Genomic DNA, 17,927 nt, shown 5'->3' with positions numbered 1-17,927 from the left:
CTTTAAAGAATTAATAAACTAGAAAGCGAGTTAATCCAAGAAAATAAACTCTTTTTGTTGTTTACCGAGTACTTTACTTCAAGAGGGAGTAAAGCTTTATTTATTGACCTAAGCAGAAGCTTAGCTTAAAAATAAACTGGATTTTTTAAATAAAAATGGGAAAAATGAGTAAAATTGCAACTTAAATTTATTTTAAACGTATTAAAGGAAGGTTAGTACAAAGTTTTAAGAGGAGGGAGTATATGAGTGAACGATTTGAATTAAGTTTTAAAAATAAGGAAGTAAGAATATGGTTTTATGTGATGTTACCGACGTTTATAATAGGAAGCATCTTTATATTTTATGGGGAACAAAAATATCAGTATATTCCTTTTTTATTGTTAGTAATAGCATGGTCTATCTTTTATTTATGGCGTTTCTTTTACCGTAAAAAAAAGAAAGAACAGTGAGAAATTCTTCTTAAACTAATGAGGCAGTTTGTTTTAGGAGGTTTTTTGGTTGTCATCTTACTAAGGAAGAGGTGTTATTTTGAAGAAAAGAAATATAGCTCTCTTTATAGCATTGGCGGTAGTTATGAATGTAATATGTGTATATTTATTTTTTTACATTTGGGAGATGATTGATCAAGGGGAGTATAGGAAATATGATAATGGAGTTACTATTGAGGTAAATAATTTTAGTGATCAAAATCTATCTGATCTTATATTTTCATATAGCGTCAATCAGTTGGATTTTAAAGAAGTAGGAATGATAAAAAGTCTAAAAGCTGGAGAATCAACCCAAATAACTGGGAGCAGCAAAGAGATAAAATCAAGTGATACAAGCTTGTATTTACATTATTACATTGATAATGGTGGAAAAGCAGTGAATAGTTTAGCTTATTTTTATACTGTAGAACCTAAAAAAGCTGTCATTGTTTTAGATATCCATGAAGTAAAACCTCATGGATTTTTAAAGTTTGAATATAGAGGTTATAATGGTTGGACTCAATATGGTCCAGATGAAATTAACTATTGAATAATGAATTATTCAATAGTTAATTAAGCTATCAGAATAATTCATACAATAAAAAGCACCTTAAAGGTTACATTAGTTAAAAACCTTCTTAAAGTAATATATGAACATCAAATTATAAACAAGCTCCGCTACAATTGAAATAGTTAAATCCATTAAATTTGTTTCATCCAGTGAATAATAAGGTATGAACGGAAAAATAAAAGTATATCCAATTACTGTTAAAGTGGTGAAAAGCAATATGTATCTTAGGAAAATTGGGATAGTTAAACTAATAAACGGGAGAAAAAAACCTTTTATATTTCCATTTTTATAGATACAAAATAGAACAAATAAACCGATACCATTAATGACAATAAAGCAAATTAAATCAATAATATCATATTTATTCATTGAAGAAGGATTATTAACCATGGGTAAAGATAATACAGTAATAGCTAGTATGATCCAAAAGGTTACTCGATAGCTTTTCTTCTTTTTTTCAGTAAAGGAATCTTCCTTTAAAGCTGTTACAAGTGCATTAATATTCCAAATATACATAATTGACTCCTTTTATGACTTTCATGTTAAGTATAGAGATAAAATATTTTCATAGCTATTATTATTTTATAGAAAAACTAAAATTTCTACTACTTAGTTTTACAATTCGGTTAAACTGGAGCATCCAGGACACTTAAATTAAATGATAGATTTGAATAAGCAATTATTAAAAGGTTTTAAATTGATTTCCACATTATTAAGACCTGCTAATGGAGTTTGAATAGTATTGTTCATCTTGCATTCAACAATCAGGGGTAGAAAAGGTGATGGCATGAAACTAATTCAAGTTATGTATATGTTGCTTATATGGATAATACCTATTCTGGGTACTTGGTACTCCTACAGGAAAATGGGAGAAGAGAAAAAGAAAGGGCTTATAAACGAGATTAAACATCCTTTATCTGTTTTAGGCATTATTCCTATTTTTATTGGTTTGCTTTTTTTTATTACAGGCTCTGCTTCAGCATCTGGAATAAAAGAGTTGAGCAATACGGGAATTTGTTTAGTGCTCTTTGGTTGGTTTGTGACTTGGGTGATACGTTTGGTAAAAGGAGGAAATACCCTTAAAAGTATTGCTATGATTTTAATTGGTATTTCTGGTTTTATTGCATATATCTATCTGTATTAAGCGGGTGGAGGGCTTTACTTAAGGGACTAGCATTGTTACTTCCTATAGATGATTTATTTGCTCGATGAATGTCCATCAGATTAAGAATGAGAGTGTAGGTTATTTTTTCATAATTCCTTACTACCAGAAATGATAATTTAATTTTTGTTTATAGTTAAGAGGGTGTATTACTAGAAATGGATAAAATAAAAAAACATATCTAAGTATAGAAGAGATTATTTCATTACCAACTTTATCAGATACAAATATAAGTGAAGACGGCAAAAATGTAGCATTTGTTAAGAAGACAGCTAACTGGAAAGACAATAAATAAGAGAATCATATATGGATATATGAAAAAGATAAGGAGCAGTTTTACCCTTTAACATCTAGGGATATAGATAGTACATACCCATTATGGTCTCCAGATTCTAGAAATATCGCTTACCTTAGCCCAGTTCGTGATGGGGATAAGAAGCTATTAATTTTGGGGCAATAGGGTCCATTAAAATTAGGAGAAATAATAGATGTTTTAAATGGTGGGTGGAGAAATAACGAAATAGAGGGGCAATAACTAAACAAGACATTCAGTTATCTGGGCGTTTTGTTTAATGTGAAATACACCTATTGTTTTTGGAATATTATGTTATCATATGGATAGCAGCGAAGTGTTGTTATCAATCCTTTTAGCATAATACACTCCCAATGAAAGAGGTTATGTTATTGAATGCTTCATTTCTACTGCGTTTTAAAGCCTTCATGATTGAGGCCTAAACAACAAACAATACTTATTCTGATAGTTTACATTCTTATTGTGCTGACGATGGCTTCAGTGAAGTAGAGAGCTGAAAATCCAGCTCTCTTTCATTTTGTGGCAGTTTTCCTTGTTCAATGGGAGAGTAGTGGAAGGGCAATTATTTATAAAGTCTTCTAGTCAAAGAGCGCTATTATGGACTAATGAAAAAGCCTAATTTCACATTTTTAATACTATGAAATTGATCTAGTAACAGTTGAATCTGGATTGAAATAGTTTCAAAAATAGTATTTTTGGATGACAAATTGTGTAGTAGGTTACTTCTAAAAACAATAAAGGAGGAGTTTAAATATGTTTATTCCTAAATATTTTAAAGTCACAGACATGGATGAAGTCAAAGAGTTTATTCAAGGGAACTCTTTTGGAACACTCGTTACAACAAAACAAGGGAAACCTATTGCTACACATATACCTTTGGAGTATAGAAAAAAAGGCGATGAATATTATATTACCGGACATATGGCATACGGGAATCCTCAGTGGAGAACGTTCGAAGCATGTGAGACCGCACTTGTTATTTACCAGGGGCCGGATGCTTATATTACTTCTTCATGGTATGGTCATGAAAATGTTCCAACATGGAATTACCAAGCTGTACATGTATATGGAAAACCGGTTATTTTAGAGCAAGAAGAGTTAGAACATGACCTGGTTATGTTACTAGAAAAATATGAAAAACATCGAAAAAATCCAATTTTATGGGACAAACTTTCACCGGGGCTATTGGAAAGGGAACTTAAAGGTATTGTGGGATTTAAGATTAAAGTACAAGAAATACAAGCTGCTTATAAACTAAGCCAGAATCGAAATGAAGAGGATTACCGCAACATCATTGAACAACTACAGAAGGAAGAAGATTTGAATTCTCATCAATTGGCGATAGCGATGAAAAATAACAAAAAATAAGGGGAATTAAGAAGTTGTTTTGTGAAAATTTCCCTTGTACTAATGGATGGTTTAGTCAAATGAGCGAAGGGTTATTCCCAATTTAATAGAATTATAAACATAGGGTGTTTTACAAATCGTCCAGGGTTAGTTCAATAGGATGCTGACAGTGAAGAATTAAAAGATTTGGTAAATTCCTTAGATAAGTACCCTTGTTGAAATAGGTGATGAACTAAAGTGTGACTACACCATTACGGATTTATCTGTGGTAATTGACTACTGTCGCAATATGCTGAAAATAAAGATGGAACGAAAGGTACTGGTATTTAAGATGAAAAAAATTAAGTATTTAGCCTTTGGGATTAGTATAGTTTTATTATCATTCTATCTTTATAAGAATTTCATATATTTTAGTATTCCTTTCAACCCTATTAAAGAGTACGCATCTGAATCCAAGATTGATTTTTTTATGACAAAAAATATCCCTGATGGTGAAGGAATCAATACAAAATGTAAGGATACAAATACTTGTGACTTAGTTTTGGAATATTTTAGTGATCTAAAATTAGTACCTATAAAGGATAAAGCAGCATATGAGATGTTTAAATATGAAAATAGCACTTTTTATACAGGAATGTTGACGTTTAATGAATCGGATAAGATATTAATCTCGGATATATCTATAGACTCGCCTAATATCCTTCATATCAGTTCTTCTATAGATGGATTCAAGAGTGGATATTATAAAATTGTGGATTCTACTTTTGACTATAACTATATTTATAATTTAATTAGTGAGACTGAGACATGAAACTTTGTTGCTCTCCATTAGTTACCTTTCCGCCCGCCCCTTAGCAACCCCAGAAAATGTTATAAAAAAAGAAAATTTTTGTCTTTAAACGGACCATATAACTGGGAACTCTATTTTCTTATTCAACTAAAGCAGCAGTGTAGTTGAAGGAGGAGAAGGAGGAATATACAACTTCTTTATAGAAGTTGTATTCTCAGCAAGAAAAGAGTGGAGGGGATTAAATGAATGTGGAGAAAATATATGGTGATTTACCTATCTTAGAAACAGAACGTCTTATTCTTAGAAAAGTCACTATAGAAGATATTCAAGATATGTATCTATATGGTTCAGATGAAGAAGTATCTAAGTATGTAACTTGGAATACCCATGAAACGATATCTGATACAAAAGGCTTTGTTGAATTTGTATTGAACAAATATAAAAACAAGCAGGTTTCACCGTGGGGAATTGAATGCAAGGAAAATGGGGAATTTATCGGGACTATCGATTTTGTTTGGTGGCAACCAAATAATAAAACTGCTGAAATCGGATACGTTATTTCAAAAGATTATTGGGGAAAAGGTTTAACTAGTGAAGTAGCGAAAGAAATAATAAAATTCGGTTTTGAAAAAATGAATTTAGTTCGTATACAAGCAAGGTGTGATGTAGAAAATATCGGATCAGCACGAGTAATGGAAAAAGCAGGAATGTCTTTTGAAGGAATCATTAGAAAAGGTATATTTGTGAAAGGAATGCATCGAGATTTAAAAATGTACTCTATCTTAAAGGAAGAGTTTAATTATTTCAATGAAACTCGAACTTGAAGATAAAATTTCTTTTTCAACTTACAGGTGCTTTACTTCAAGAAGAAGTAAAGCTATTTTTTTGAACTACGTATCAGGTTAGCTGAAGAAGTAATCTCTTATTTTGGAGAATAAGGAGAACACCTATATGAAAAATACAATTGATTACGACAAACTCATTAAAGTTGCTTTAGGACATTATGGGATTACTGATTTTTCATCAATATTTATAAGACAAAACGACAATATCACATTAAAAATAGAAAATAATGAAAATAATAATCGTTATGTTTTGCGGATTCATTCTCCTATTACTCCTGGGTTATATGGTGTACAGCATACCTTTGAAGGACTAAATTCTGAAGTGGAATTGCTAAATAGTTTAAACGAACAAACCTCTTTAACTTTACAACAACCAATTAAAAACAAAAAAGGAAACTTGGTTACTACAATTGTTGATATCGATAATAATTTAATTCAATTGGCAACACTCCTCACTTGGAAAGGTGGTGATGTATATACTGGGATGGAAATAAATTCATATAACATTGCTTATGAAGTAGGAGTTGTACTAGGTAAAATACATAATTTCTCAAATAACTGGATTATTCCACAACCATTTATCCGCCCAATTTATGATATTGAAAAGTATAGGGATTTAACTGATCGATTACAGTATGGTGTTGAAATTAACTTATTTACACCTGAACAATATGATGTGATATTGGATACAATGAAATATATAAAAGTTATTTTTGATAGAATACCAAAAACGAATAATAATTGGGGAATTATTCATGCTGACCTACAAGGTGGAAACATAATTGTGAATAATGATATTGTTATCCCTATTGACTTTGGTTTCTCAGGTTATGGTTATTATTTATTCGATATTGGCATTACGCTGACAACCTTTAAAATTAATCACAGAAAAAAAGTGTTAGAAGGATATAAAACATTAAGAAATCTTAATAAAGAAGACGAAATTCTAATAAGTGCGGGTTTTCTTTTAGCTATTTTTGGGGGGGTTGGATTTGTAGTCAATAACCAAGAATCTCATGAATGGATACAGCGGAGAATGCCCTATGTTCTACAAAATTATTGTAGTGCTTTTCTCGAGAAAAAATCTTTTCTGTTTGAAATAGAGTAGTAAATTACTTTTTTCCACCAACGTTGTATTTTAGTTTAATAATGACGCACAATTTTCTAGGATATCTAGTTATAAAGAATAGGTAAATTACGGTTCCAAAATTTTCTGTTCGAGGGGGACTAGAGATATGAAATATAGAAAAAAATTAGTATTTATTGCTATAGGTATAATATGTCTTGTAATCATAATTAATTTATTAAAGAAGGATTTATGGGATGTAAACGAAGCGTTATTAAGAGAAAAAGTGTTATCAATTGAACATTCTGATAAAACAGTAAATTTATTAGATATAACACCGTTTGAGTGGGAAGTGGTATATTCCTTTCAGCCATATACCCCAAAAGATGAAATATATAAAACAGTAGGATATAAATGGGATACTATCAGCGAAACAGTAAGTGAGGGAATGAATCAAATTGTTTTTTTAAATGATGGAAAAGTGGTTTGCTATTTATATGGGTATCCTGAGAATAACGGTTATGGTATATCTTTTAAATCTAGTAATTATAGTGATTCTGTTTTTATGCTACAAAAGAATGATCATGTAGATTTTAAAATAGAAAGAAGCGGTAGTATCGTATTTTTGAGAAACTAGTTATTCTTCAGCTACCGATGTACATGAGTGAGAGATCGTTGAAATGGTGCTGATCTGCACTGTCCAATAAAAACGATGCTTCCTAAAAATAGAATTTGGAAGATGCTTATATTGTAGATAGACTATCTGGAAGTGTTTATGTAAAAGTTTATGAGTAATAATTCCCTTATTGAGCTATCGGATGTTTCGTAAAAAAGTTGGGTTGTGAGTGAATAGTAAAAACGAATGAATTGCAATCTGAAATCCATTCGTTTTATACTATTTAATCTATTTGAATTGCGTTAATCGACGCACTCGCTAGTTTAGCCTTTATCATGTCCTCCATAGGTGGATTGTACAAACCTGCTCTCACATTCATGTAATAGCGATGCATTGGATTAGACTGCGATAGTGCTCTTGAGCCTACAATTTTCATGGCTAAGTCGACTATTTTTATGGCACCATTCGTTACAGCTATTTTAGTAATATCTAGTGATTCTTGGAGAGTTGTTTTATCTTCCGCCTGCTCATATCTTTCCGCCGTTCCATAGAGCATATGTCTTGCGATGGATAACTCTAGTTCCATTTCTCCTATAATTTGTTTTATATTTGGTGTCTCTGCAATTGGTTTTCCTAAGGAGGAAGGGGTATATGTAGCTGCAAATTCAACTGCATAGTTCCTCGCAGCTGCAGCAATTCCTATGTAGCAGGCAGGAATATGAAGCATCCATCCTTTAGCCTCTGGTCTTGTAGCTGGTAAGGTTTTTAGTATATTCCTTTCAGGAACCCTTACATTTTCTAGAATAAGAGTGTGACTAGCAGTTCCTCTCATAGCAAGCATATCCCAGGTTTCTTCTATTGTTACTCCTGGACTATCTTTGGGAATAACAATCATTTCAATAATTCCAACTTCATTCGTACATGTTACTAAAATATAATTCAAAACAGGTGAAGCGGACGTAAAGGTCTTTTCTCCATTAATAATTAGTTCCTTTTTATCACGAACTACGGTTGTTCGTGGAATTGCTCCACGTGTAGGGCTGCCAGCATTCTTTTCAGTTGCGGCACTATTGATAATTGCTCCTTTACCAATCTCCCCGAGCAGCCATTCTGCTGTTTCTCTGTTCCAATGGTTATTTTCTGCATACTCCAAAATAATTCCGTTATGCCAGCCGATAGATAATCCTGTGGAGCCACTGCCTTCAGAAATTGCCTCCTGAGCAAGAATATACTCATATAAACCGAACCCTTGACCACCATATTTCTCTGGTAGTGTTAACGTATGATAATTTATATTCTTTAAGTCTTGAAAGTCGGCAAAGGGAAAAGAGCCTAAATTATCTAGGTCAGGCTCTCGATGCCTGAAAACTGGTTTTAAATCATTAATTATAGATAATAATTCATACTGTTGCTCTGTTTTTATAAACTGATCCATTGACTATTGCATCCTCTCTTACTTAAATATGGTATCTATTTTCTCTATCTCTTCTTTTGAGAGGTTTACTTCCTGTGTTTTTAAATTTTCCAAAACCTGTTCGGGTTTCTTAGCACCTGGTATTACGACATCGATTGCATCGTTTGCTAAATACCATGCTAATACTAAATGAGAAACAGCAACGTCTTTAGAATTAGCAATTGTCTTCAATTCATCTACCTTTCTTAGGTTTTGTTTAAAAGCTTCCCCTTGGAATAAAGGATTTTTTGAGCGTCCATCCTCAAAGGTACTATTTACATTAAATTTTCCAGTGAGTAAGCCAGATGCTAAAGGGAAATAGGGTATAAAAGAAATATTATTGTCGATTGAATAAGGGAGCAGATTTTGTTCTGCATCTCTTTGAAGCAGGTTGTAGCCAGATTGAAGAACATCAATATAGCCATCTTTATTTCCTTCTTTCAACTGCTCTAATGAAAAATTAGAAACACCGATGGAACGAATTTTACCTTCTTCTTTCATTCTATGAAGTTCTCCAACTGCCTCATATTTAGGTATAGCTTCATCTGGAAAATGAATATAAAACAAATCGATATAGTCAGTTTGTAACCGTTTTAAACTATTTTCAACGCTTTCTCTAAGAAAAGCAGGTGAATTATCTACAATCATTTTTCCTTCAACATATTTCTGTGCGCCCTTTGTAGCTAAAACTAGTTCGCTTCTTTTACCGCCTTCTTTTATCACTTCTCCGATAAGCCTTTCGGAGTGTTCGGGACCATACATATATGCAGTATCGATAAAGTTAATATTATTTTGTATAGCAGTTCTCACAATTTCTTTGCCAACCTCATCATTTAAATTAGGGAATATATTATGGCCTCCAACTGCATTTGTTCCTAGTCCTACTGGATAGACGTGTAAGCCAGTTTTACCGATTTCTACTTTTTTAATCAAGTAAACCCTCTCCTTTTCCAAGATGTTTGACTATTTAATCTTAACAATAAATTACACAACGTACTAATAAAGAGCTTTTACTTGCTAGTGTACTGCTAGTTAAATTGCCGTTTAAGAGGATATTTAAACTTTCTTGTCGAAATAAAAATAAAAAGATATTAGAGGACAAGAGGAAAAATTACATTTCAGATAACCAGAAGTTAAAGAGCACAAGAGATGGTCATGAAAAAAATTTAAATAGAGAAAAATCTGTCTTGTTTTCTAGAGGTATGAGATTTTGGCACTGTAGCTAACTTTAATAGTGAACACATTTATGCATGTATCGATCTGTCGACGAAAACGGAGGGATAAAATGAATTTAGGTATGTTAAGGATGAGGTTAAGTTAGTTCCATACACAGCAGAGTGGAGCGAAGAATTCCAAAGGGTAAAGAAACAAATATTATTTTCAACCGGTTTAGAAACAGGTCGTGTAGAGCATATCGGTAGCACAGCTATTGTTGATATGCCTTCCAAGCCAATCATTGATATTGTAGTAGGAGTGGAAGATATAAATGCGTTAGATAAGGATTTCTTTAAAGCTATGCATTCTGTAGGTTTTTTGCGACTCCGAGTAGAGAGACCAAAGGAAATTGTACTGGCTCGATTTAAAGATGAATTATATGAGATTAAAACTCACTTTGTTCATTTGGTGAAATATAAAGGGGAGCATTGGAGAAATTTAATATTCTTTCGGGATTATTTAAATATTCATGAACATGAGAAAAAAGAGTACATGGAGTTAAAAGAGGAACTTTCTAAGAGAGGAAATATCAATATTAATAATTATACGAATTTAAAAGAAAGCTTTGTAAAATCACTGATTGCCAAAAGGAGGTCTAGTAATGATAACTAATTTATACTTTGTAAGACATGCTCATTCCACTTATACACCTAACGAGCTCGAGCGCCCTTTATCAGAAAGAGGGAATGAAGATGCAAGATGGATAACTGAATTGCTTAAAGAGGAAGGAATTGATCACGTTATCTCTAGTACTTATAAACGAGCTATTCAAACTGTAGAAGGAATTGCACGATTTTTGGGCTTACCCATTGAATTGATGGAAGACTATAAAGAACGAATATTAAGCGAACAACCGGTTGAGAATTTTAGTGAAGCTATAGAAATGGTATGGGATAATTACTCCTATGCTTTTGAAGGTGGAGAATCTAATTATCTTGCACAAAAAAGAGGGGTCGAAGTGGTTTACCATACTTTAGAACGTTTCGAGGGAAAGAACGTAGCTATTGGTACACACGGAAACATCATGGTTCTAATAATGAATTACTTTGACGCTAAATATGATTATAACTTTTGGAGAGAGTTAGGAATGCCTGATATTTACAAACTATCCTTTAAAGGTAAGGATTTGATAGATGTAGAGAGAATCAGTAATCAAAAAATCATTTGCTAAGGAGGAAGAAGATTGAGGAGCGTAGTTTATGAACATTAGAGGGGTAAATCATTTCTTATTTTCGGTATCTAATTTGGAGAAATCTATTAAATTTTATGCGGATGTGTTTGACGCAAAGTTATTAGTCGTAGGAAGAAGTACAGCCTATTTAGACTTAAATGGTATTTGGATTGCATTAAATGAGGAACCTTGTATACCTCGAGAAGAGATAAAAGAATCATATACACATATCGCTTTTACCATTGACGAAAATGATTTGGAACATATTTATTCGAAGCTTAAAAGATTGAATGTTACTATTCTTAAGGGGCGTGATAGGGTAGAAAAGGATAAAAAATCTATATATTTTACGGACCCTGATGGACATAAATTTGAATTTCATACTGGAAGCTTAATGGACAGATTAGAATATTATAAACAAGAAAAACTACATATGAAGTTCTATGAATAGAATTAGTCATATAAAAACACTTGACACCCAGCTATTAAAGAGGGTGTCAAATGCTATTAAATAGAATGATAATATGGTTAATAATAAATCTTCATCTCCTATTCATTACTTAAATCAAAGAAGCTAGGTGTATTATATGAGATTTTACTTTGTATAATCTTTATAATTTTTTCCTTTAACTCCTGCTCCAAATCCTCTCGATATTCAAAGCTAGTTTGATGAAGAACCCTTTGCATCTTTGGCTTTAGCTGCGTTATTAAGGCTAATATCTCAGCTTCGTCCACTCAATTTCCCTCCTTTCTTTTTATCGGTACCTTGGACAACAGCATCAGACAAGTCATGCATGGAATTTTCTAGAGCTTCTAGCTTGTTTTCAAATCGATGAAGTAAATAGATGGAGACTACAATTGGAAAGCCGAAGTTGCCAATCATTTGGACAATATTACCCGCTTCAATCATAAGTAAGCTCCTTTCGAATGTTATCGATTATATTGCGTCGAGATTTTGAAACAGCTTGCTGGGAGATGCCGAAATACGATGCGATTTCTCGGTCTGTCATTTGCTTCACAAAGACTAGGGATAGTATTTTCTTTTGACGTTCAGAAAGCTTCCTAATACTAAAAAATAATTTTTCAGATGATATATGATCGGCTATGTCATCAGAAAAACCAATGAAATCCGTAAAAAACCTTTCATGATAAATGACTGTAATTTTATCATCGCTGTCTAGCGATAATATATTCTTTGATCTGTGCAATCGCTCCTTCTGATCGAACCGTTTGCTTTCATAATGTAAAACCTTTATAACATAAGACAAAATTCGGATATTCTGATAAAACTTTTTGAATTCATTATCTAATTGATTTTTGATCTCTTGGCTCTTGGTGTACTGATAATCCTCAAATAGTTTTTTGTTGTCAGGGTAACTTAGAAACTCTTCTATTATCTTTTTATTACCAGTCCCCATCTTGAACATTCCCCCCTAAATCTTAGAATGTATTGCTAGGCTAGCGGTATGGAAAAAGGATTTTACCGAGGCGAGTGAAATAGTGTTGTACTATAAAGGTATTATTTTTATAATTTTTACAACTCCATTCTTCGGTTAGAAAAAAAAGTAAAAAATGTATTTCCATATCCTAAATATTACTAAATTTTAGTTGAAAAATAAACAAAATATTAATGGGAAATTAAAAGTAAAAAGTACTGTTATTTAATATTGTTTGATAAATATTTCTTCTTTTCATTCATTTTTATTATAATATATTGATTTTATAAAGAATTTTACTTTTTATTGAGAAATTTGCTGAAAATAGTCGAAAATATAAAAAAGGAATTCAGCGTTTTAAGCAGAATTATAAACTATACTACATGTAAGGAGGTGACTTCCGATGAGTAGTATTGGTCTCATTATTAAGCAGGAAAGATTAAATCGAAATATTAAACAAACAGTATTAGCGAAAGGTATTTGTTCCACTTCTTACTTGAGCAAGATTGAAAATAATTCCACCATGCCTAGTAAAGAGGTAATGGAGCCTTTGTTAGATCGATTAAATTTGATGCTGGAAGAAATATCACAGGAAGAAGAAAATAATATTATTAATAACTTGTATGAATTGTATAAAAGCTCCATATTAACAAGAGATAAAGAGAGACTTAAAGTTTGCATACAACAATATACTGCCCGTAAAGTTAATTTCTCTATGTTGAAAAACTTTTATAGCTACAATTTGTATATGTTTAGATTAATGTTAGTTGTAGATGAGGAGGTCCTTCAGGTTTATCCATATTATCAAGTTTTGATTAAAATGGAAGATGATTTTGATGAAAAACAAAAATTCCTTTTAAACTTGAACCTCGGGTTGTACAACTATCTAATTGGTGAATATTATGCGGCTTTAGAAAGGCTTGAGCAAGCTCTCAAGCTATTGAATAATAATTCTTTTGAGGAGTGGGAGCTAGCAGACTTTCACAATGCTATAAGCTTGACCTACTTTAAATGCAACGAATATTTCAATGCTATCAATCATTCTAGTAAATCACTGAAGTATTATAAGGATAATTTACTCTTTGAAAGAGCAATTGACAGTTACATAGTTACAGGAATGGCCTACAAAAACATGAAAAATTATGTAGAGGCCGAAAAGAACTACAATCTTGCGAAAAAGCTGGCTAAGGATTATAGGCTGACACAGTATAAAGGTATGCTTTATCAAAACCTTGGTTCACTTCAGGCCATTCAAGAAAACCATGAAAAGGCAATCGAGTATTATAAACATAGCTTGGAAAATAAAGAGGGCCCACACCAAGTGGAGGGGTATATGATAACTACTCTTTCAATTATTAAGGAGTATTCCAAGCAAAAGGATCATTTGCGTGTGCTAAGCTGGTGTGAAGCTGGGTTAAGTAAATTGGATGAAATAAAGGACAATCAAACAATGGCCACTCTATCTTACATACACCATTTTCACATATATAAAGCGTTTCATAGTTGCTCTGAAGATTTCGAAGCTATCATTAAAAAAGGGATTAATTATTTTGAGAAGGTCCATGACGATCGACACGTTCAAAAGTACTCTATATTATTAGCAGATTATTATTATAGGAACAGTCGTTTTAAAGCAGCCAATATTTTTTATCAAAAGGCAAATGAGATATTATTCAGACAAAAATCTATTTCAAAATGGGAGGATTTATAATATGAAAAAAATATTTATTCTTAGCTTGATAACATTAACAGTATTGTTTAGCTTTGGGACTTCTACATTTGCTGCAGAGGAAGAGGCACCAAGACCAACTTCAACAGGCAATTCGAACATCTAAAAAAAGTCTTGTCATGGGCTTTTGATAAATATTTAACTATAGACACTCACTTTTATCCAGGTGAGTGTCTATTATTTTTGCAGGTTTAGTTCTAAGTACGGTCTTTAAAGACTGATAATTACGCGTTTAATAGAGCATATCATGTATACTCGTGTTGAAAAGTGAATTGTTATCCTCCATATGATTTTTAAATTTTTCTATACTTCCTATTGACATTAGTTTTATTTACATGTTAAATTTATCCACAATAAAACCATACAAATTCGTTGATGAGAAAAAGTAGAATATGAACCTGCTCCAAAGAGAGCCGATGCTTCGCTGAAAGTCGGTGTTCAGGTCATTTTTGAAAATCCTCTCTGAGAAGTCGTGCTGAACATAGTAAGCTCGATCGGGTGTCTACCGTTAAAAGGAACGCGTATGCTTGTACGTGGCTAAGTGCTATTGGAATGTAATTTTCCATAGAATTAGGGTGGTATCACGGTTAAACCCGTCCCTTTACTGGGACGGGTTTTTTGTATGTTTTATTAAACTTAATAAGGAGTGATGCCAATTGGTTAACGAGAACAAGAAGGAAATAGTTTCAAAACGGGAAGAAAAAGTACGAAAAGTTTGGTTAGAGAAAAATGTTTTTCAAGAATCTATAAACCACCGAGATGGAAGGCCATCTTTTGTATTTTATGAGGGCCCGCCCACAGCAAATGGAATGCCTCATGTAGGGCATGCCCTCGGAAGAACGATTAAGGATCTGATCGCTAGATACAAAACAATGAAAGGATATCAAGTTATTCGTAAAGCGGGATGGGATACACACGGGTTGCCAGTAGAATTGGGTGTAGAAAAACAGCTTGGAATCTCTGGAAAGAATGACATAGAAGATTTTGGTGTGGAAGCATTTATCGAAAAATGTAAGGAAAGTGTATTTGTTTATGAGAAGGAATGGCGTGATTTCACAGAGAAGTTAGGATACTGGGTGGATATGGGCAATCCCTATATGACGATGAGCAACAGCTATATTGAAAGTGTATGGAATATCCTTGGTACCATTCACGACAAGGGCTTGCTACAAAAAGGTCATAGAGTATCACCATACTGCCCTAGTTGTCAAACTTCCTTAAGTTCGCACGAAGTATCGCAGGGCTATAAAATGGTGAAGGATCTATCGGCTACAGCGAAATTTAAGTTAACAGATGCAGAGAATGAATACTTCCTAGGTTGGACGACCACACCCTGGACGCTACCAGCAAATGTTGCTTTAGCAGTTAACCCTACGCTGGAATATGTTCGTGTGAAGAAGGGAGAAGAGGTTTATATACTTGCTAAAGTTTTGTTAGAAAAAGTAATGCAAGATGATTATGAGATTCTGTCCACCTTTAGAGGGGAGGAATTAGAAGGCATTACCTATACTCCACTTTTTGACTTTATGAGTGTTGAGTCTGGTCATAAAGTAGTTACCGCCAGCTATGTCACATGCGATAGTGGTACTGGAATTGTGCATATCGCGCCAGCTTATGGAGAAGACGATTATAAAGTGGTAAAGGAAAATGACTTGTCCTTTATCAGTGTGGTGGATGAGAGAGGGAGATACACTTCAGCAATAAAAGGATTTGAAGGTCGATTTGTAAAAGAATGCGATATAGATATAGTCCGATTTCTCTCCAATAAAGGACTACTATTCCATAAGGAAAAATATGAACATAGCTATCCCCATTGTTGGCGCTGTGACACCCCACTCCTTTACTACGCAATGGAAAGTTGGTTTATACAAACGACAGCTCTAAAAGAAATATTAATTGATAACAACGAATCTGTATCATGGCATCCAGAGTACATTAAGCATGGTAGGTTCGGTAACTTTTTGGAACAAATGATGGATTGGAATATCAGTCGCAAACGTTATTGGGGGACCCCACTAAATGTTTGGGAATGTAATAATTGTAAGATAGAGATAGTGCCGAAATCGATCGATGAATTAAATAAATATTCTTTAAATGTACTAGGGGATATTGAGCTACACAAGCCATATGTGGATAAGGTTCAGCTATCTTGTCCTTCCTGTGGTGGACCGATGCAAAGAACTTCAGAAGTAATAGATGTATGGTTTGACAGTGGTTCTATGCCCTTTGCCCAATATCATTATCCATTTGAGAACAAAGAGTTATTTTCCAAGCAGTTTCCAGCGGATATTATAGTCGAAGGAATTGACCAAACAAGAGGGTGGTTTTATAGTTTATTGGCCGTTTCTACCCTATTTACAGGTAAAGCACCATATAAGCGTGTGCTTTCCACTGGACATATTTTAGATGAGAACGGTCAAAAAATGTCTAAAAGCAAAGGGAATGCATTGGATCCTGTTGACCTAATCCAAAAATATGGAGCGGATTCACTTAGATGGGCTTTACTAATTGACAGTGCCCCATGGAATGAGAAACGGTTTTCAGAAAAAATTGTTCAGGAAGCAAAATCCAAACTGGTTGATACGCTCGATAATGTTTATCTTTTTTATGATTTATATACGAAATTAGATAAATATATTGTGACTTGCGATAGACAGGTAAAGAAAACAATATTAGATAATTGGATTATTTCATGCCTGCATAGTACTATCAGCAAAGTCAACAGTCATTTAGATGATTATAAATTTACAAGTGCCGCTAGGGATATTGCAAAGTTAGTAGAGCAATTGAGTAACTGGTATGTGAGAAGGTCTCGGGAACGTTTTTGGTCAAGTGGGATAGATGAGGATAAGGTAGCAGCATATGAAACACTTTACGAAGTTTTGACTAAAACCAGCCAATTACTTGCCCCGTTTGTTCCCTTTATAGCTGATGATATCTATTTATCGCTTACAGGAAAAAGTGTTCACCTTTCGGATTATCCTCAAGCAGAAAAATCGCTTATAGATCAAACACTCGAACAGGAAATGGAGGAGGTTCTCCAGGTTGTAGAGCTAGGAAGAAGTATACGAAATAGCTTGGCTATAAAAGTAAAGCAGCCACTTTCTCAACTGTTTGTTACGAGCAATAATTCAATAAATTGGTTCACATATGAAGGTATTATAAAAGAAGAGTTAAATGTAAAACAGTTACATTTGGCTGATAGTGATGAAGATTTTTTCACATATACCGTCAAACTAGATTTTAAAAAATCAGCGGCTAAGTTTGGAAAACAATCCAACACTATCAATAATTATTTAAAAGGCCTAGTGTCTAGTCAGGTTTCGGAGCTATTTCAAAAAGGAGGTATCATGTTCGAGGATACCTTTATTTTAAAGGAAGATGTTATGATCGAAAAGAAAGTAATGGATGGATTTGCTTCAGCTACAAATAGGGAAACAACTGTTACTTTAGATGTGAAGTTAACAGAAGCACTCGTTCGAGAGGGATGGATGCGTGAGCTGATAAGGGCTATACAGTCTTATAGAAAACAGCTGCTTCTCCCCGTAGAGCAGAGAGTGGATATTATACTCCGTACAGACAACGAGATGCATAGGATTATTAAGGATTTTCACCAAATGTTGGAGCAAAACGTACTAATGCGTGAACTCATCGTTACTCAGTCATCCGTCCATGGTTTAAAACTGTCGATAGGAGACCATGAAATTGAAATAGAATTATCACCGCTTGTATAAATGGCAAAACAA

At 33.3% G+C, this 17,927-nt stretch carries 19 protein-coding genes, 2 pseudogenes and 1 other annotated feature; of the genes and pseudogenes, 15 read left to right on the top strand and 6 right to left on the bottom strand.

Annotated elements, in window-relative coordinates:
* The first annotated feature begins 242 nt into the window (after window positions 1-242).
* Window positions 243-449, top strand: a complete 207-nt coding sequence (locus ACQKNZ_RS11885; protein WP_144536564.1) for a hypothetical protein — start codon at window positions 243-245, stop codon at window positions 447-449.
* Between the two features lie 79 nt (window positions 450-528).
* Window positions 529-1,017, top strand: a complete 489-nt coding sequence (locus ACQKNZ_RS11880; RefSeq protein WP_427659847.1) for a hypothetical protein — start codon at window positions 529-531, stop codon at window positions 1,015-1,017.
* A gap of 72 nt (window positions 1,018-1,089) precedes the next feature.
* Here ACQKNZ_RS11880 and ACQKNZ_RS11875 read toward each other — a convergent pair whose 3' ends face one another.
* Window positions 1,090-1,554, bottom strand: coding sequence for a hypothetical protein (locus ACQKNZ_RS11875; protein WP_427659845.1), 465 nt, complete (start codon window positions 1,552-1,554; stop codon window positions 1,090-1,092).
* A 271-nt stretch (window positions 1,555-1,825) separates the two neighbouring features.
* On the opposite strand from ACQKNZ_RS11875, the gene ACQKNZ_RS11870 reads away from it, so the two are divergent.
* The 7 genes and pseudogenes from ACQKNZ_RS11870 (at window position 1,826) to ACQKNZ_RS11840 (ending at window position 7,198) form a co-directional block, all read left to right on the top strand.
* On the top strand, window positions 1,826-2,182 hold the full coding sequence (locus ACQKNZ_RS11870; protein WP_427659843.1) for a hypothetical protein: 357 nt from the start codon (window positions 1,826-1,828) through the stop codon (window positions 2,180-2,182).
* A gap of 205 nt (window positions 2,183-2,387) precedes the next feature.
* A pseudogene (locus ACQKNZ_RS11865) lies at window positions 2,388-2,639 on the top strand (S9 family peptidase); the annotation flags it as partial.
* Between the two features lie 627 nt (window positions 2,640-3,266).
* Window positions 3,267-3,881, top strand: coding sequence for an FMN-binding negative transcriptional regulator (locus ACQKNZ_RS11860; protein ID WP_427659841.1), 615 nt, complete (start codon window positions 3,267-3,269; stop codon window positions 3,879-3,881).
* Window positions 3,882-4,191: 310 nt separating this feature from the next.
* Entirely contained in the window at window positions 4,192-4,671 is a 480-nt protein-coding gene (locus ACQKNZ_RS11855; protein WP_427659840.1) for a hypothetical protein, read from the top strand.
* A 221-nt stretch (window positions 4,672-4,892) separates the two neighbouring features.
* Window positions 4,893-5,474, top strand: a complete 582-nt coding sequence (locus ACQKNZ_RS11850; RefSeq protein WP_427659838.1) for a GNAT family N-acetyltransferase — start codon at window positions 4,893-4,895, stop codon at window positions 5,472-5,474.
* A 127-nt stretch (window positions 5,475-5,601) separates the two neighbouring features.
* Complete coding sequence (locus tag ACQKNZ_RS11845) at window positions 5,602-6,603, top strand: phosphotransferase (RefSeq protein ID WP_427659836.1); 1,002 nt, start codon at window positions 5,602-5,604, stop codon at window positions 6,601-6,603.
* Between the two features lie 127 nt (window positions 6,604-6,730).
* Window positions 6,731-7,198 (top strand): hypothetical protein, encoded by a 468-nt coding sequence (locus tag ACQKNZ_RS11840; RefSeq protein WP_427659834.1) that lies wholly within the window; start codon window positions 6,731-6,733, stop codon window positions 7,196-7,198.
* A 262-nt stretch (window positions 7,199-7,460) separates the two neighbouring features.
* On the opposite strand, the gene ACQKNZ_RS11835 is transcribed toward ACQKNZ_RS11840, so the two are convergent.
* Together ACQKNZ_RS11835 and ACQKNZ_RS11830 are read right to left on the bottom strand one after the other, a co-directional pair.
* Window positions 7,461-8,612, bottom strand: a complete 1,152-nt coding sequence (locus tag ACQKNZ_RS11835) for an acyl-CoA dehydrogenase family protein (RefSeq protein WP_427659832.1) — start codon at window positions 8,610-8,612, stop codon at window positions 7,461-7,463.
* An 18-nt stretch (window positions 8,613-8,630) separates the two neighbouring features.
* A complete protein-coding gene (locus ACQKNZ_RS11830) occupies window positions 8,631-9,563 on the bottom strand; it encodes an aldo/keto reductase (RefSeq protein ID WP_427659830.1) in 933 nt (310 codons plus the stop codon).
* A gap of 390 nt (window positions 9,564-9,953) precedes the next feature.
* On the opposite strand from ACQKNZ_RS11830, the pseudogene ACQKNZ_RS11825 reads away from it, so the two are divergent.
* From ACQKNZ_RS11825 to fosB, 3 genes and pseudogenes are all read left to right on the top strand, one after another.
* Window positions 9,954-10,457: pseudogene (locus ACQKNZ_RS11825) on the top strand (GrpB family protein); the annotation flags it as partial.
* The gene (locus ACQKNZ_RS11820) at window positions 10,450-11,016 is read left to right on the top strand and encodes a histidine phosphatase family protein (protein ID WP_427660163.1); all 567 of its coding nucleotides are present in this window, start codon (window positions 10,450-10,452) and stop codon (window positions 11,014-11,016) included. The pseudogene ACQKNZ_RS11825 and the gene ACQKNZ_RS11820, both read left to right, overlap by 8 nt.
* Window positions 11,017-11,044: 28 nt before the next feature.
* Window positions 11,045-11,467 carry a metallothiol transferase FosB gene (gene fosB / locus ACQKNZ_RS11815; RefSeq protein ID WP_154310856.1) on the top strand — a complete coding sequence of 141 codons (423 nt, stop codon included), beginning with the start codon at window positions 11,045-11,047 and terminating at the stop codon, window positions 11,465-11,467.
* Window positions 11,468-11,565: 98 nt separating this feature from the next.
* Here fosB and ACQKNZ_RS11810 read toward each other — a convergent pair whose 3' ends face one another.
* From ACQKNZ_RS11810 to ACQKNZ_RS11800, 3 genes are read right to left on the bottom strand one after another with little or no spacing between them, the layout of a single operon-like run.
* Window positions 11,566-11,751, bottom strand: a complete 186-nt coding sequence (locus ACQKNZ_RS11810) for a hypothetical protein (RefSeq protein ID WP_144536540.1) — start codon at window positions 11,749-11,751, stop codon at window positions 11,566-11,568.
* A complete protein-coding gene (locus tag ACQKNZ_RS11805; RefSeq protein ID WP_144536538.1) occupies window positions 11,738-11,926 on the bottom strand; it encodes a YvrJ family protein in 189 nt (62 codons plus the stop codon). Before ACQKNZ_RS11805 ends, ACQKNZ_RS11810 begins: the two co-directional genes overlap by 14 nt.
* On the bottom strand, window positions 11,919-12,434 hold the full coding sequence (locus ACQKNZ_RS11800) for a sigma factor-like helix-turn-helix DNA-binding protein (RefSeq protein WP_191697080.1): 516 nt from the start codon (window positions 12,432-12,434) through the stop codon (window positions 11,919-11,921). The genes ACQKNZ_RS11805 and ACQKNZ_RS11800 overlap by 8 nt, the downstream gene beginning before the upstream one ends.
* 421 nt (window positions 12,435-12,855) lie before the next feature.
* Here ACQKNZ_RS11800 and ACQKNZ_RS11795 point away from each other — a divergent pair, with 421 nt between their 5' ends.
* The 3 genes from ACQKNZ_RS11795 to ileS all read left to right on the top strand — a co-directional run bounded on the left by ACQKNZ_RS11795 (window position 12,856) and on the right by ileS (window position 17,915).
* Entirely contained in the window at window positions 12,856-14,163 is a 1,308-nt protein-coding gene (locus ACQKNZ_RS11795; RefSeq protein WP_144536534.1) for a tetratricopeptide repeat protein, read from the top strand.
* 1 nt (window position 14,164) lies between these two features.
* Complete coding sequence (locus tag ACQKNZ_RS11790; protein WP_260866579.1) at window positions 14,165-14,287, top strand: hypothetical protein; 123 nt, start codon at window positions 14,165-14,167, stop codon at window positions 14,285-14,287.
* Window positions 14,288-14,544: 257 nt separating this feature from the next.
* Window positions 14,545-14,785, top strand: a binding site (T-box leader).
* Between the two features lie 76 nt (window positions 14,786-14,861).
* Window positions 14,862-17,915, top strand: a complete 3,054-nt coding sequence (ileS, locus tag ACQKNZ_RS11785) for an isoleucine--tRNA ligase (protein ID WP_427660161.1) — start codon at window positions 14,862-14,864, stop codon at window positions 17,913-17,915.
* Window positions 17,916-17,927 lie beyond the last annotated feature (12 nt).

Origin of the sequence: Psychrobacillus sp. NPDC093200, from assembly GCF_050280345.1 — a bacterium.
GTDB lineage: Bacteria > Bacillota > Bacilli > Bacillales_A > Planococcaceae > Psychrobacillus > Psychrobacillus faecigallinarum.
This window is presented reverse-complemented; position numbering and strand designations above follow the sequence as displayed.